Genomic DNA, 14,755 nt, shown 5'->3' with positions numbered 1-14,755 from the left:
ATACGCAAGTGATGGAAAAGACTTAGGAGGACCGTACATGGCTCAGCTCAAGAAAATCCTGCTGGTGGATGACGACGAAGACCTGCGCGAGGCGCTCAGCGAGCAACTTGTCATGACCGAAGACTTTGACGTGTTCGAGGCGTCCGATGGCGCGTCGGCAATGGAACGCGCGCGCGAAGCAATATACGATCTGGTGATTCTGGATGTCGGCCTGCCGGATACCGATGGCCGTGAGCTGTGTCGCCTGATGCGCAAGCAGGGCGTCAAAAGCCCGGTGCTGATGCTGACTGGGCACGACAGCGATGCTGATACGATCCTGGGCCTTGATGCTGGCGCTAATGATTATGTCAGCAAGCCTTTTAAATTTCCGGTTCTTCTGGCCCGGATTCGGGCCCAACTGCGCCAGCATGAACAATCCGAGGATGCGGTCTTTGTTCTGGGGCCCTACACCTTCAAACCGGCCATGAAGATGCTGATGACCGAAGATGATCGCAAGATCCGCCTGACCGAGAAAGAGACTAACATTCTCAAGTTCCTCTATCGATCAACTGACGGCGTCGTTGCACGTGATGTTTTGCTGCACGAAGTCTGGGGTTACAACGCGGGCGTTACAACACACACCCTTGAAACCCATATCTATCGTCTGCGTCAGAAGATTGAACCCGACCCGTCGAATGCACGCCTTTTGGTCACAGAATCGGGCGGATATCGCCTTGTTGCTTGACTAATGGTGGATTGACTTGGATCAAAGTGATACTCTGTAGGCATCTTTAGATTACTCCCAACCCGCGCATGTCCGGGTTATGACATGCACCTCCCTGTTGGACTGCCGGGCCTGATGGCCCGGCTTTTTTCGTAGGGTGCAACTGTATCGTGCAGGGCGATATCGGCACCGGGCATCCGATTTCATTCAATGAAATCGGACCGGAAACTTTGCAAGTTTCCGTAACCGCCGGGTCAGGCAACATTGCTTTGTTTTTCGATGGCACCTCGCTTGGCGCCGCGCTAACCTGCGGCAACTTCGACAAAGGAACCCCCGGATATGCCCTTCACCCTTGCCACATGGAACATCAATTCGGTCCGCCTGCGCGAGCCTATCGTTCTGAAATTGCTGCAGGAAGAGGCACCGGATGTGCTGTGTCTACAGGAATGCAAATCGCCGGTCGACAAAATCCCGACCGAAGGGTTCGCCGAGCTGGGCTATACGCATATGATTGCGCGGGGCCAGAAGGGGTATAACGGCGTCGCCATACTGTCGCGCCTTCCGCTTGAGGAAGTAGGGGATAAGGATTTCGCGGGTCTGGGTCATGCGCGACACATTGCGGGGCGGTTGGAGAATGGCGTAACCATTCATAATTTCTATGTCCCCGCTGGGGGCGACGTGCCGGATCGCGAAGTGAACGAGAAGTTTGGCCAAAAGCTGGATTACCTCGCTGACATGCGAGATTGGTTCCGTGCGGAAAAGCCGAAAAAGTCCATTCTGGTGGGCGATCTGAATATTGCGCCCCGCGAAGATGATGTCTGGTCGCACAAGCAGTTGCTGAAGGTGGTTTCACATACGCCGATCGAGGTTGAAACGCTGGCCGAGACTCAGGATGCAGGTGGCTGGGTCGATATCACCCGGCAGGATATTCCCGAGGGCCAGCTATACAGCTGGTGGTCTTATCGGGCACGAGATTGGGATGCCGCCGACAAGGGACGCAGGCTGGATCATGTGTGGGCTACGCCCGATATCTCGAACGCGGGTCATTCCAGCCGCATTCTGCGCGACGCGCGCGGATGGGAAAAACCCAGTGATCATGCCCCGGTATTTGCCACGTTTGACGTCTGACCGAAGCAAATTCGCCGAACTCTCCCCTTGGTTTCTGCCGCATTGGGCTGCATATAGGGCGCAAGTTCGAACCAGAGAGTATAAGCCATGGACCTTCTGAACGGCGCAGGCAGCCCCCAAGCCACTGATCTGATTAAAGACGGGACCGAGGCCACCTTCATGGCCGATGTGGTCGAAGCCTCACAAGAGACGCCGATCATCGTTGACTTCTGGGCGCCTTGGTGCGGCCCCTGCAAAACGCTGGGCCCGGCGTTGGAAGAGGCCGTGACCGCTGCCAAGGGTGCGGTCAAGATGGTCAAGATCAACGTGGACGAAGCGCAGATGATTGCAGGACAACTGCGCATCCAGTCGATTCCGATGGTCTATGCATTTCACAAAGGCCAACCGATCGACGGGTTTCAGGGCGCTTTGCCAGGGTCCGAGATCAAGGCCTTTATCGATCGTGTGATCGAAGCCGCGGGCGGTGAAAGCCCGGGTGGTCAACTGGATGATGCTGTGCAGGCTGCCGAAGAAATGTTGACCGAGGGGGCCGCTGTAGACGCGGCACAGACTTTTGCCGCCATACTGGGTGAAGACCCCAATCACGCCGCCGCTTATGGCGGGTTGGTGCGCGCGCATATTGCATCGGGGGATCTGGATCAGGCTGAGGCGATCCTCAATGGTGCGCCTGCCGAGATTTCCACTTCACCCGAGGTTGAAGCGGCCCATGCGCAACTGGAATTGGCCAAGCAGGCTGCAGATGCTGGTCCGGTAGGTGAGTTGACTGCAACAGTTGAGGCCGAGCCAGACAACCATCAAGCCCGTTTCGATCTGGCGCAGGCCCTGCATGCCAATGGCGATGTCGAAGAGGCAGTGGCTCAACTGTTGGAATTGTTCCGCCGCGATCGCGAGTGGAATGATGGGGCAGCAAAGGCGCAGCTCTTCACAATTTTCGATGCGCTCAAGCCCAATGACCCGATTGTTCTGAACGGGCGGCGCAAGCTCAGCTCGATGATATTTGCCTAATCTCCGATCAGAACTAAACTCGGGTACATGATGCATCCTGCCGATTTGCCGGAAACGGTATCCGTTTTCCCCTTGCCCGGAGCGCTGCTGCTGCCACGGTCTCGCCTGCCGCTGCATATTTTTGAGCCGCGCTACCTGCAGATGCTGGACGACGCGCTGAAAACGCAAGAACGCCTGATCGGGATGGTTCAACCGAATACCTGTCAGGGGGACGAAACTAAGTTGCACCAGATTGGATGCGCTGGACGGGTCACCCAGTTTTCCGAGACCGAAGACGGCAGGTATCTGATTACGCTGACGGGAATCTCTCGGTTCAGGGTCAAATCAGAGTTGGACAGTTTCACCCCGTATCGCCGGGTTTCGGTGTCTTGGGACGGGTTTGACCGTGATCTGGGCAAGGCCGAGGTAGATGACGGTTTTGATCGGAACAGGTTCCTGCGGCTGTTGGAACGGTTTTTTTCGTCCCGTCAGTTGTCCACCGATTGGGACACGATGAAAGATGCCGATGACGAGCTTTTGGTCAATTCCCTGTCAATGATGCTAGAGTTTGACCCCGAGGAAAAGCAAGCCCTGCTTGAGGCCCCCTGCCTGCGCACCCGGCGCGAGACATTGGTGACATTGATTGAATTCGCCATGCGCGGCGGATCGAATGAGGAAAAACTGCAATGAGCGATACCGAACACGCCTTTGACCGCCATATGCTTGAGGCGTTGATTTGTCCGCAGACCCACACGACGCTGCACTATGATGCCGAACGGCAAGAGCTGGTGTCAAAAGCCGCCGCTCTGGCCTTTCCAATCCGCAACGGTATTCCAGTGATGCTAGTGGATGAGGCCCGAGAGCTGGACTAGATCGGGTGTCCCTGCAGCAGCTTAGGTAGATCGCCGGTCAAACCTGCCGCTTCGCGCACAAAGCCTCGGCGCAGTCCGGGCAGCGACCCGACAATACCCATTCCAATATCCCGACCTATGCGGAGCAGGGGATTGTCGTTCGAAAACAGCTTGTTGAACACATCAGTCGCCATCGCAAGCGAGGCTGTGTCGAACCGGCGCCACTCTTGATAGCGCTCCAGCACAAGCGTTGATCCGATATCCTCGCCACGTCGTCCCGCAAGGGTCAGAACCTCGGCCAATGCACCGACATCACGCAGGCCTGCGTTCAGGCCTTGCCCGGCGATGGGGTGCATGCCATGGGCGGCGTCTCCGACCAAAGCCAACCGGTCCGAGATGAAGGAATTGGCGATGGTCAGGTTCAACGGGTATGTGAACCGGTCACCCTGCAGGCGGATATCCCCCAGGAAATCGCCAAAGCGCGGGCGCAGAACTTGTAGGTAATCTGCCTCGGGCAGCGCATTGATCTGCGCGGACGTCTCAGTGCGTTCGCTCCAGACGATGGAACTGCGGTTCCCTGTCAGCGGCAGAATCGCCAACGGGCCGGGGGGCATGAAGAACTGATGGGCGATACCGTGATGCGGTAGCTCGTGTTCAATGGCGCAGACCAGAGCGGTCTGGCCATAGTCCCAGCCGGTTCGTTTGATTCCGGCGCGCATAGCGGTGCCGCTGCGGCGGCCATCGCAACCCACCAGTAGGCTGCCGGACAAGGTGGCACCGTCATCTAGCGTCAGCGTTGTCCCGTTTGCCGAGATGTCCTGATACACGACCGTTTTGCCGCTGATTTCGGTAATCCCGTCTTGTTCGGTCATGGCCTCCAGAAAAGCCCGCCGCAGGTGGCGATCTTCAACCATATAGCCCATCGGGCCTTCTTCGATCTCGGCATGATCAAAATGCATGAAGAACGGGGAAGGTCCGGCACCGGCATGGCCATCCGTTACCTTGATCTCCAGCATCGGCTGGGCGCGCTCTTCCACCTTTTCCCAAACGCCTATCGCGTCGAGCAGACGTTGCGACGCCAATGCCAGCGCATAGGCGCGCCCGTCGAAGGCCGCATTCTTGCGCACTTTCTCTGCCAGAGCGTCAACAACCACGACTGAATGCCCGGTCTGGGCCAGCGCCAGCGCAAGGGCAGGGCCGTTCAGGCCACCACCAACGATCAGGATATCGGATCTGTGTTCCATGTGCTGCAATATGCGCGCCCTTTCGGGATTGTCCATGTGCGGTCCTGTCGCTACCGTCCGATCACGGAACTACTCGGGAGGGGACCGGATGCAAGACTGGCTGACCATGACGGCATGTGATTTGGGCCGTGGTATCGGAATGGGGCAGATCGATCCGGTTGAACTGACAGAAACTTATCTGAGCGCGATTGACGCCCATCCACATCGCGATCGGATCTATGCCCGGGTGACCCACGATCGCGCCCGCGCCGAGGCCCTTGCGGCGCAAGAGCGGGCCAAGCTTGGCCTGCGGCGGTCTTTGTTGGATGGCGTCCCGATCAGCTGGAAAGACCTGTTTGACACGGCAGGCGTAGGGACCGAGGCCGGTTCGGCCCTGTTGGAAGGCCGCGTGCCCGAATCCGATGCGCAGGTGGTGCGGAACGCGACCGCGATGGGTACGGTCTGTCTGGGTAAAACGCATATGAGCGAATTGGCGTTCTCGGGTTTGGGTCTAAACCCTGTGACGGCTACGCCTCCATGCGTGAATGACGAAGACGCAGTGCCGGGCGGCTCATCTTCAGGTGCAGGAGCTTCGGTGGCTTGGGGGCTTGCTGCAGGCGGCGTTGGCTCGGACACGGGTGGATCGGTGCGGATTCCCTCGGCCTGGAACGATCTGGTGGGGCTGAAAACCACGGCGGGGCGCGTTAGCCTTGAGGGCGTCGTGCCGCTGTGTCTGAAATTCGATACCGTTGGGCCTCTGGCGCGATCAGTTGAGGACGCCGCACATATGCTTGCTGTGCTTGAGGGCACCGCCCCGGCTGATCTGCGCGGGGCGTCATTGATCGGTCGCCGCTTTGCTGATTTACAGAACGTCGCCAAGGACGATCTGCGCGAAGCACCCGCTAAGGCCTATGATGAGGCGCTGGTGCGCCTGAAAGAGGCCGGGGCCGAGATCGTTCCGCTTGACGTGCCTGAGCTGAACGAAGCGATGAGCCTGTCGGGTGTGCTCTATACAACCGAAGCCTACGGCTTGTGGCGAGATGTGATAGAAGCGAACCCCGAAGCGATGTATCCCGAAATCCTTGAACGGTTCCGAATGGGCAAGGCCTATTCCGGCCCCGATTACGTGGCCGCTTGGTCGAAACTAACCGCTTGTCGACAGGCTTGGGATGCGGCCACTGCGGGCTTTGACGCCGTGCTTGCGCCGACGGCCCCGATCCTACCGCCCAATCTCGACCGGTTGATGAATGATCATGACTACTATGTTACCGAAAATCTCTTGGCTCTCCGCAACACCCGGATCGGCAATCTGATGGGGCTTGCGGCACTGACTTTGCCCACGGGAACACCCGGTTGCGGGCTGATGATGTTGGGCTATCCGGGGTCGGAAGAGGCCTTGTTACGGCTCGGGTCAGCAGCCGAAAGCGCTTTGACCTGAATGCCACAATCCCCTGATTCGGCACCTCTTTGTCTGGACGAAGCCCGGGTCGATCTGTAATCTGCCATAAAACGGGGCGCAAAATGACCCCGAAATTGAGGCAGTATCATGAATTTCCCCGAGCGGTTTTCGAACCTACCGGAATACGCATTTCCGCGTCTGCGCGCCCTGTTGGATCATCATCAGCCGGGTGGTGAAGTCGTTCACATGACCATTGGCGAGCCCAAGCATGATTTCCCATCTTGGGTGACTGACGTGATCATGGAAAACGCCGCCGGGTTTCAGGGCTATCCCCCGAACGAAGGCTCACCTGAATTGCGCGCAGCGATCACGGATTGGATCAACCGCCGCTATGGTGTGTCGATGGATGCAGATGCCAATGTGATGGCACTGAACGGTACGCGCGAGGGTCTTTATAACGCTGCAATGGCGCTCTGCCCCGAGCAGAAAAATGGGCAGCAACCGATCATTCTGTGCCCGAACCCCTTCTATCAGGTCTACATGGTTGCCTCGATTTCGGTCGGTGCGCAGCCATATTTCGTGCCGGCAACCGCTGCCACTGGCCATTTGCCAGACTATGCAGGCCTGCCCGAAGAGGTTCTGAACCGTACTGCTGTAGCCTATATCTGCTCGCCCGCGAACCCTCAGGGGGCGGTCGCCTCGCGCGATTACTGGGCCGAGCTGATTCAATTGGCTGAAAAGTACGATTTCCGTATCTTTGCCGATGAATGCTATTCCGAAATCTACCGCGACGCCGCGCCGGTTGGCGCGCTGACCGTTGCGCAGGAACTGGGTGCTGACCCCGAACGTGTCACGCTGTTCAACTCTCTGTCCAAGCGGTCGAACTTGGCCGGGCTGCGGTCGGGGCTGATCGCAGGTGGACCTGAAACAATCAGCCGTGTCAAACTGTTGCGCAGCTATGCGGGTGCCCCTTTGCCCGCCCCACTGCAGGCCGCCGCCGCCAAGGTTTGGGCCGATGAAGCGCATGTGCAGGAAAACCGCGCGCTGTATCAGGAGAAATACGCCGTCGCGGATGAGGTTTTCGCAGGCGTACAGGGCTACATGCCGCCCGAGGCCGGGTTCTTCCTGTGGCTACCCGTCGAAAACGGCGAAGAAACCGCATTGAAGCTTTGGCAGGAAACCGGCGTACGGGTTCTGCCGGGTGCATATCTTTCTCAAGGTGATCTGGGGCAAAACCCGGGCGAGCAATTTATCCGGGTCGCGATGGTGGCCCCAAAAACAGAGATGAAGCGCGGGCTGATTACACTCCGCGACTGCATCTATTCGTGAGGTACGAGGGCAAAATGGCATCATATAACGCGCGAAACCGTGACCCGCTGCTGGACAGCAACACGCAAGCCGCCATTGAACGGCGTAGCAAAGAACTGATCGGGATCGCTTTGATCCTGTTAGGGTTGGCCGCTGCAGCGATGATCTGGTCCTATACGCCCGATGATCCAAACTGGATGGTTTCGACCGATGCGCCCGTGCAAAACTGGATGGGGCGCGTCGGGGCCTCGATTGCCGCGCCGTTGTTTATGATCGTGGGTTGGGGCAGCTTGGGTGTCGCCTTGGTGCTGATCACTTGGGGCGTTCGATTTGCAGGTCATTTAGGTGAAGACCGTGCCATTGCCCGCCTGATTTTTGCGCCGATCTGGATCGCCGTTCTGGCTGTCTATGCAGCGACTCTGGTACCGGGTGCCGAATGGCGGACGACGCACAGCTATGGCTTGGGTGGTCTATTCGGCGATACAGTGATGGGCGCGATTTTGACTTTGTTGCCGATCTCATCGCACTTCCTGGTCAAGCTGATGTCGCTGGCGATGGCGGTCGGTATGCTGGCTCTGGGTGTATTCGTGTTGGGTTTCGGCAAAGCGGACATTCGCAATGGCTTCCGGGCGTTTCTGTTGGGACTGGTCATGGCCTATGATCTGTTGATGAACGCGCTGGGACGCGGGGCATCGGCGACAGCGCGGGCAGCACGGGACCGGAAGGCCCAATGGGCCGAGCGCAAGGCCGAACGTGCAGTTCCGGTTCAGGCGGATTTTGACGACGACCTGGCCTACGCTGATCCGGTCTTTGAAGACCCTGAGATTGAAGCGCAGGAACCTGTCGCCAAGACAGGCCTTCTGGCTCGGATGCCTTCCCTGATCCGTCGTCCTGACCCAATGCCCGAGCCTGAGTTGGTCGAAAACGTTGCGGTCGAAGGGTATTACGACATGCCGGGTGAGGATCGCATCCGGTCCAAGATTTCCGCCGCTGTGCGCAATCGTAAAGTGGCCGCTGGTGTGCTAACGCCCGAACCCGATCCCAACTTGCCATTGACCAAAGGGCGGGGCAGGGGACCTGACCCGTTGATTTTGAACTCTGGCGCGGCAGACGAGTTGCCGCCCGAACCCCCGATGACCTCTGCAGGTTTGCCCCCCGAACCACCGCTGACAGCAGGATCTGATGTTGAGACGCTGGCGGCTGACTCCGAGGCTGATAATTGGATGCAGCAGGACTATGTTTCCGAACCGGACTATGATGATGAGGCCGTGTTTGATGATGCCCCCGAACCCGCGCTCCAACCGAGACAGGCTGTCAAGATTCCTGTCGCTGAGCCGCGTAAACCTGTAGTAGCTCAACCGGTCCGACGCACTCCTCCACCTTCGCGCAGGGCGCAAGCCGAAGCACAGCCGACACTTTCTTTCGAGGAACGGCATTCCGACTTCGAACTGCCACCGCTGGGCCTTCTGTCCAACCCTGCAAGCATCCAACGCCATCACCTAAGCGATGAGGCGCTCGAGGAAAATGCGCGGATGCTGGAAAACGTGCTGGATGACTACGGCGTCAAGGGCGAGATCGTAAGTGTCCGCCCCGGTCCGGTTGTGACCATGTACGAATTGGAGCCTGCACCGGGTTTAAAAGCCAGCCGTGTGATCGGTTTGGCCGACGATATCGCGCGCTCAATGTCGGCTTTGTCCGCGCGGGTTTCAACTCTACCGGGGCGCTCGGTTATTGGCATTGAACTGCCCAATGAAAACCGTGAGATGGTGGTGCTGCGCGAAATCCTCGCCAGTCGCGATTTCGGCGATGGTAATCATGCGCTGCCCTTGGCGTTGGGCAAGGATATCGGCGGTGAGTCCGTGGTGGCGAACTTGGCAAAAATGCCTCACCTCTTGATCGCTGGTACGACTGGTTCCGGTAAGTCGGTGGCAATCAATACGATGATCCTGTCGCTGCTTTATAAGCTAACGCCGGATGAGTGCCGCCTGATCATGATCGACCCCAAGATGCTGGAACTGTCGGTCTATGACGGTATCCCGCACCTGCTTTCGCCCGTTGTGACCGACCCGAAAAAGGCGGTTGTGGCCCTGAAATGGGTCGTGGGCGAGATGGAGGATCGCTATCGCAAAATGTCCAAAATGGGCGTGCGCAATATCGCGGGCTACAATGGCCGCGTGAAGGATGCGCTATCCAAGGGCGAGATGTTCAGCCGCACGGTCCAGACCGGCTTTGACGATGAAACCGGCGAGCCAATGTTCGAGACCGAAGAATTCGCGCCCGAAGCAATGCCTTATATCGTTGTGATCGTCGACGAGATGGCTGACCTGATGATGGTTGCGGGCAAGGAGATCGAGGCCTGCATTCAACGTCTGGCGCAGATGGCGCGGGCCTCGGGCATTCACCTGATCATGGCCACTCAGCGCCCCTCTGTTGATGTGATCACCGGGACGATCAAGGCGAACTTCCCGACCCGTATTTCGTTCCAGGTGACTTCGAAAGTCGACAGTCGCACCATTTTGGGCGAGATGGGTGCCGAACAACTTCTGGGGCAGGGCGACATGCTGTATATGGCGGGCGGGGCGAAGATCACCCGTTGTCACGGTCCGTTTGTCTCGGATGAAGAGGTCGAAGAAATCGTCAACCACCTGAAACAGTTCGGCCCGCCGGCCTACATGAGTGGCGTGGTAGATGGCCCGGCCGAGGAAAAGGCTGACAATATCGACGCTGTTCTGGGCCTGAACACGGGTGGCAACACGAACGGAGAAGACGCCCTTTACGACCAGGCAGTGGCGATTGTGATCAAAGATCGCAAATGCTCGACGTCCTACATTCAGCGAAAACTTGCCATTGGCTACAACAAAGCTGCGCGGCTTGTTGAGCAGATGGAGGACGAAGGCGTTGTTTCCGGGGCAAATCACGTTGGAAAACGCGAAATCCTCGTCCCCGAGCAGTAAGATATTTAATAACAAGGGCAGAACGCCTATCTGGGTCCTATGAAACAGATTGCTTTTGCCCTTGCTCTGACACTGGCTGCGCCCGCCGCGTGGGCGGCTGAAAAGCTGCCACTGTCGCAAATCTCTAACTACCTGAACCAGATGAAGACGGTTCAGACCACATTCACGCAGGTGAATGATGACGGATCGCTTAGCACCGGTAAGCTGTGGCTCGAGCGGCCCGGAAAAATGCGGTTCGAATATGATCCGCCCAACAGCGCGGTAGTTTTGGCGCGGTCGGGGACGGTGCAGATCTTTGACCCGAAATCCAATCAGCCGCCCGAACAGTACCCGCTGAAACGCACACCGCTGTCACTGGTGTTGGCGCGGAATGTCAATCTGGGGCAAGCCAATATGGTTGTTGGGCACGATTTTGACGGGACCGCCACGGTTGTGACGGCTCAGGACCCCAAGAACCCGGAAAGCGGGCGGATCGAGTTAATGTTTACATCCAATCCGGTTGAGCTGCGCAAATGGGTGATCCACGATAACGCTGGAAGTCAAACGACCGTACTGCTGGGGCCGTTGACTGAAGGCGGAAACCTCGATTCCAGCGTGTTTTCAAGCAAAACCCGTATCAGGTCAGACGATCGCTGACCTGACAGGGTTTGTTTAGTAACGGCAGTTCGCCAGCTGCGCCTGATACAGTTGCGCTCGGGCGTCTACATCATTCGCAACGTTCAACAGCCAAGATTTGCTGTTGTAGCTGCCGCGCGCGTAGCCGGTTTGCCCTTCGTGATAGGCCAGGTATTGGTTACGCGCGTCGGTGGGATGAATCCCGTTCCGCTCATAGCTTTTGTTCATGTACCAGCCAATGAAATCCGATGCATCACGGATGCGATCCCGCTTGGCGCGGCGTTTGCCGGTTTCGCGTTGATACTGCTCCCACGTGCCATCAAGTGCCTGACCATAGCCGTAAGCACTGCTTTGGCGACCCATCGGGATGACGCCCAGCACGTATTTGTGCGGTGTGCGCGCATCTGCGCGATAACGGCTTTCTTGGTAAATCGTGGCCATCTGAACGTGAACGGGGACACCCCATTTGCGCTCGGTGCTTTTGAAGGCCTTGATATAATCGGGTTTTTCGCGCGCAATGCTGCACGCGTCATTCAGTCTGCTCGGTGGCTGTTTGGACCCGCCACCACAGGATGCCAAAAGCAGCACCCCGAAGAGTACGAAAAGAATTCTGCTCATGTGCCTCGTGCCTTTTTTCTTTATTCTAGCGCAGATTGAGCTCTGAGGAAATCACAATCGTTACAGAATAATAGCGAGAATTATCGGTAATGCGGCGACCGACAATACTGTCGAGACCATGACCATGCCTGCAACCGCGTCGGAATCCACATCAAACCGCTCTGCCAGCAGGTATGAGGTGACGGCGACCGGCGCACACATTTGCAAAACCAGAACTCCGAAGGCTACAGGACCCAGTCCAAAACTGATGGCAAGAGCCCAGCCCAACCCGAAGCACACCGCGAGTTTCAGCAAGGACAACCATATAGCCTGTTGCAGCTTCTGTGTTGTCAGGCGTGCAATCGCGACCCCAAGGGTGATCAGCATCATAGGCACCGCCATCTGGCCCAACAGTTCCAGCGTGTTGGTTAGAAACAGTGGCGTCTGCCATCCACGCCACAGAAACAATGCCCCCAACAGCGTGGCCCAGACCATCGGCTCGCGCAGAACCTTGCCAAAGGCGCCACGCCCCGCGACCAGATAGATACCGTAGGTAAAAGAAAACAGAGCGGTTACGGCCAAAAAGATCACCGCGAAACCCAACCCAGCCTGTCCAAAGGCAAAGATGCACAAAGGCAGGCCCAGATTCCCAGTGTTACCGAAGATAAGAGGTGACAGGTAGGTCCGCTGCTCAAGCCCTGAGGCACGTACAAAGACCCAGAAAACCACCGCCAAAGCAACATGTGATGCAATCGCAGCGAGCGTGAAAACGGTCAATTCACCGCCAGGAATGTCGGTTTGCATCAAGGCTACGAAGATCAGGCTGGGCACTGCAAGCGTCACCGCAAACCGCGTGACAAATTGTAACCGATACTCGAAGCCGAGCTTGACCCACGCAAACCCGATCCCGGCCAGAAGGAACACCGGGGCAACGATTTCGAACACTGTTAGGAGTAGGTTCACAGACTGTTTCCCCGAATTTCAGCTCATTGGTTGGCTTTTCTGCCCGAAAAGATGTACTAAATGCTTTGGGGGCCGAAACAATGCTAAAGACACAAGCCAAGTACCGCCTGGGACAGGTGGTTCGACACCGTAGACACCCTTTTCGAGGGGTTATTTTTGATGTCGATCCGGAATTCTCGAACTCGGAGGAATGGTATCAGGCCATTCCTGAAGACAGTCGCCCGCTGAAGGATCAGCCGTTCTATCATTTGCTGGCTGAGAATGATCAATCCTTCTATGTCGCTTATGTTTCAGAACAAAATCTGGTTGAGGACCAATCGGGTGAGCCGGTAGACCATCCCGATATCCCCAACATGTTCGGCCCGTTTCAGGATGGATCTTATCCGCTGCACTTTCAGTTGAACTGAATATGTCCGTCATAATGGCGTGTGTCAGTAGCCTAATGCGCAACCATCTTTACGGGGATCGCTAGCACCTTCCAGAACTCCGTTTGAACAGATTCGAATGGCTTGCGCACCACCCAGAGACGTTTCCGGTATTTGGACAGTGTGCCCCATATCGGATAATTGTTGCAGAACGGCATCGGAATAGCCTCGCTCAATTTTCAGAACACCCCCATCTGCAAATGCCCGAGGCGCATCGATGGCTTCCTGCAGCTCTATGTCGAAATCCGTGAGATTTGACACTAGCCGAGCGTGTCCGGTTGGTTGATAGGCACCTCCCATGACGCCAAAGGGCATCGCGATGCGGCCTTGGGCGCGCAACATTCCCGGTATGATTGTGTGCATTGGTCGCTTTCCACCGGCAAGCTCATTTGGATGACCGGGTTCGAGGTTGAAACCAGCACCCCGATTCTGCAGCAAAATGCCGAACTTTTCCGAAGCGATGCCCGACCCGAACCCGTGGTAGATCGAATAAATAAGTGAAACGGCCATGCGATCCCGGTCAACCACGGTGATATAGACGGTGTCTTTGTGAACAGACTCGGTCAAGGGAGCGGCGGCAGCCATGGCGCGTTTCGGATTGATCAGCGCGGCAAGTTGGGCGGCTGTCTCAGGTGCAAGAAAATGAGCCATCCGCGTGCTGTGGTCGGGATCGGCGATGAAACGATTGCGTGCGTCGTAGGCCAGTTTGCTGGCCTCGGCTTCGATATGTACGCGTTCAGCCCCCCAAGGGTCCATTGCGGCCAGATCGAAGTGCTTCAAGATATTCAGCAACAGGATTGCCGTCGCGCCCTGACCATTCGGTGGGTGCTCGACCAGTTCGACACCGCCATAATCTCCGCTGACGGGCACAGTTTCATCGCTTTGCACGGCCGCGAAATCCTGCGCAGTCTGTACTCCACCCAGATCGGACAGGGCCGCAAGCATGTCATCGGCAATCTCACCAGAATAAAATGCCTTTTGACCGTGTTGGGCAATGCGCCGAAGAACTTCTGCCTGACCGGGGGCGCGAAAAACCTGCCCGGTTTGCAAGGGTTTGCCGTCAATCAGATAATGATCACGTGCCGCGCCTTGCAGGGTGGACGCGCTGTTCATCCAATCAAAGGCAACGCGTGGAGCCACCGGAACACCTGACTCGGCATAATGGATTGCGGGTTGCAGGATTGCTTCCAGGCCCAGCCGACCTTCGGTTTTTGCTAGACGGCAGAATGCCTCAACCGCTCCGGGAATTGTCACGGCATCCGGGCTGGTCACGGGAACCGAATTTAAACCGCGATCCCGCAATGCCTGTGCATCCGCTGATGCCGCGGCCCGACCCGAACCGTTTAGTGCGCGAACAGTCTGCTCGCCTGCGCGATTGTACAGAACAAAGCAATCTCCGCCCAAGCCGGTCATTTGCGGCTCGCAAATTCCCAGAAGCACTGCGCCTGCAATGGCTGCGTCCATGGCATTGCCGCCCTGCTGCAGAATATCCAGCGCGATTTTGGCGGCCAACGGATGGGACGTTGCGCACATCCCTTCGGTTGCCAAAACTTCAGAACGGCCCGTCTTGTGAAAATCGCGCATGGGTCTTTCCTTCTGCAAACA

The 14,755-nt window shown here is 57.3% G+C and carries 14 protein-coding genes; 10 read left to right on the top strand and 4 right to left on the bottom strand.

The window, feature by feature from the left end:
• The first annotated feature begins 37 nt into the window (after window positions 1-37).
• From I5192_RS14500 to I5192_RS14480, 5 genes are all read left to right on the top strand, one after another.
• Window positions 38-724 (top strand): response regulator transcription factor, encoded by a 687-nt coding sequence (locus tag I5192_RS14500; RefSeq protein WP_170398869.1) that lies wholly within the window; start codon window positions 38-40, stop codon window positions 722-724.
• Window positions 725-1,042: 318 nt separating this feature from the next.
• Window positions 1,043-1,831 carry an exodeoxyribonuclease III gene (locus tag I5192_RS14495; RefSeq protein ID WP_170596801.1) on the top strand — a complete coding sequence of 263 codons (789 nt, stop codon included), beginning with the start codon at window positions 1,043-1,045 and terminating at the stop codon, window positions 1,829-1,831.
• An 87-nt stretch (window positions 1,832-1,918) separates the two neighbouring features.
• Window positions 1,919-2,836 (top strand): co-chaperone YbbN, encoded by a 918-nt coding sequence (locus tag I5192_RS14490; RefSeq protein WP_170398864.1) that lies wholly within the window; start codon window positions 1,919-1,921, stop codon window positions 2,834-2,836.
• Between the two features lie 27 nt (window positions 2,837-2,863).
• A complete protein-coding gene (locus I5192_RS14485; protein WP_170398861.1) occupies window positions 2,864-3,505 on the top strand; it encodes an LON peptidase substrate-binding domain-containing protein in 642 nt (213 codons plus the stop codon).
• Window positions 3,502-3,687 carry a Trm112 family protein gene (locus tag I5192_RS14480; protein WP_170398842.1) on the top strand — a complete coding sequence of 62 codons (186 nt, stop codon included), beginning with the start codon at window positions 3,502-3,504 and terminating at the stop codon, window positions 3,685-3,687. The genes I5192_RS14485 and I5192_RS14480 overlap by 4 nt, the downstream gene beginning before the upstream one ends.
• Here the strand turns inward: I5192_RS14480 and I5192_RS14475 are convergent.
• Complete coding sequence (locus I5192_RS14475; RefSeq protein WP_223117132.1) at window positions 3,684-4,910, bottom strand: FAD-dependent monooxygenase; 1,227 nt, start codon at window positions 4,908-4,910, stop codon at window positions 3,684-3,686. The genes I5192_RS14480 and I5192_RS14475 overlap by 4 nt on opposite strands.
• 88 nt (window positions 4,911-4,998) lie before the next feature.
• Between I5192_RS14475 and I5192_RS14470 the strand changes: the two genes are divergently transcribed.
• From I5192_RS14470 to I5192_RS14455, 4 genes are all read left to right on the top strand, one after another.
• The gene (locus I5192_RS14470) at window positions 4,999-6,327 is read left to right on the top strand and encodes an amidase (protein ID WP_223117131.1); all 1,329 of its coding nucleotides are present in this window, start codon (window positions 4,999-5,001) and stop codon (window positions 6,325-6,327) included.
• A gap of 108 nt (window positions 6,328-6,435) precedes the next feature.
• Complete coding sequence (locus tag I5192_RS14465; RefSeq protein ID WP_223117130.1) at window positions 6,436-7,617, top strand: aminotransferase class I/II-fold pyridoxal phosphate-dependent enzyme; 1,182 nt, start codon at window positions 6,436-6,438, stop codon at window positions 7,615-7,617.
• 14 nt (window positions 7,618-7,631) lie between these two features.
• Entirely contained in the window at window positions 7,632-10,550 is a 2,919-nt protein-coding gene (locus I5192_RS14460) for a DNA translocase FtsK (protein ID WP_223117129.1), read from the top strand.
• 39 nt (window positions 10,551-10,589) lie between these two features.
• Entirely contained in the window at window positions 10,590-11,186 is a 597-nt protein-coding gene (locus tag I5192_RS14455) for an outer membrane lipoprotein carrier protein LolA (protein WP_170398828.1), read from the top strand.
• 15 nt (window positions 11,187-11,201) lie between these two features.
• Here I5192_RS14455 and I5192_RS14450 read toward each other — a convergent pair whose 3' ends face one another.
• A complete protein-coding gene (locus I5192_RS14450) occupies window positions 11,202-11,783 on the bottom strand; it encodes a lytic transglycosylase (protein ID WP_170425842.1) in 582 nt (193 codons plus the stop codon).
• A gap of 60 nt (window positions 11,784-11,843) precedes the next feature.
• A complete protein-coding gene (locus I5192_RS14445; protein WP_170562336.1) occupies window positions 11,844-12,725 on the bottom strand; it encodes an AEC family transporter in 882 nt (293 codons plus the stop codon).
• 80 nt (window positions 12,726-12,805) lie between these two features.
• Between I5192_RS14445 and hspQ the strand changes: the two genes are divergently transcribed.
• The gene (gene hspQ / locus I5192_RS14440; protein ID WP_170398818.1) at window positions 12,806-13,132 is read left to right on the top strand and encodes a heat shock protein HspQ; all 327 of its coding nucleotides are present in this window, start codon (window positions 12,806-12,808) and stop codon (window positions 13,130-13,132) included.
• A 24-nt stretch (window positions 13,133-13,156) separates the two neighbouring features.
• Here the strand turns inward: hspQ and ggt are convergent, their stop codons facing one another.
• Window positions 13,157-14,734 (bottom strand): gamma-glutamyltransferase, encoded by a 1,578-nt coding sequence (ggt, locus tag I5192_RS14435; protein WP_223117128.1) that lies wholly within the window; start codon window positions 14,732-14,734, stop codon window positions 13,157-13,159.
• Window positions 14,735-14,755: the final 21 nt, after the last annotated feature.

Source organism: Ruegeria sp. SCSIO 43209, assembly GCF_019904295.1.
Lineage (GTDB): Bacteria > Pseudomonadota > Alphaproteobacteria > Rhodobacterales > Rhodobacteraceae > Ruegeria.
This window is presented reverse-complemented; position numbering and strand designations above follow the sequence as displayed.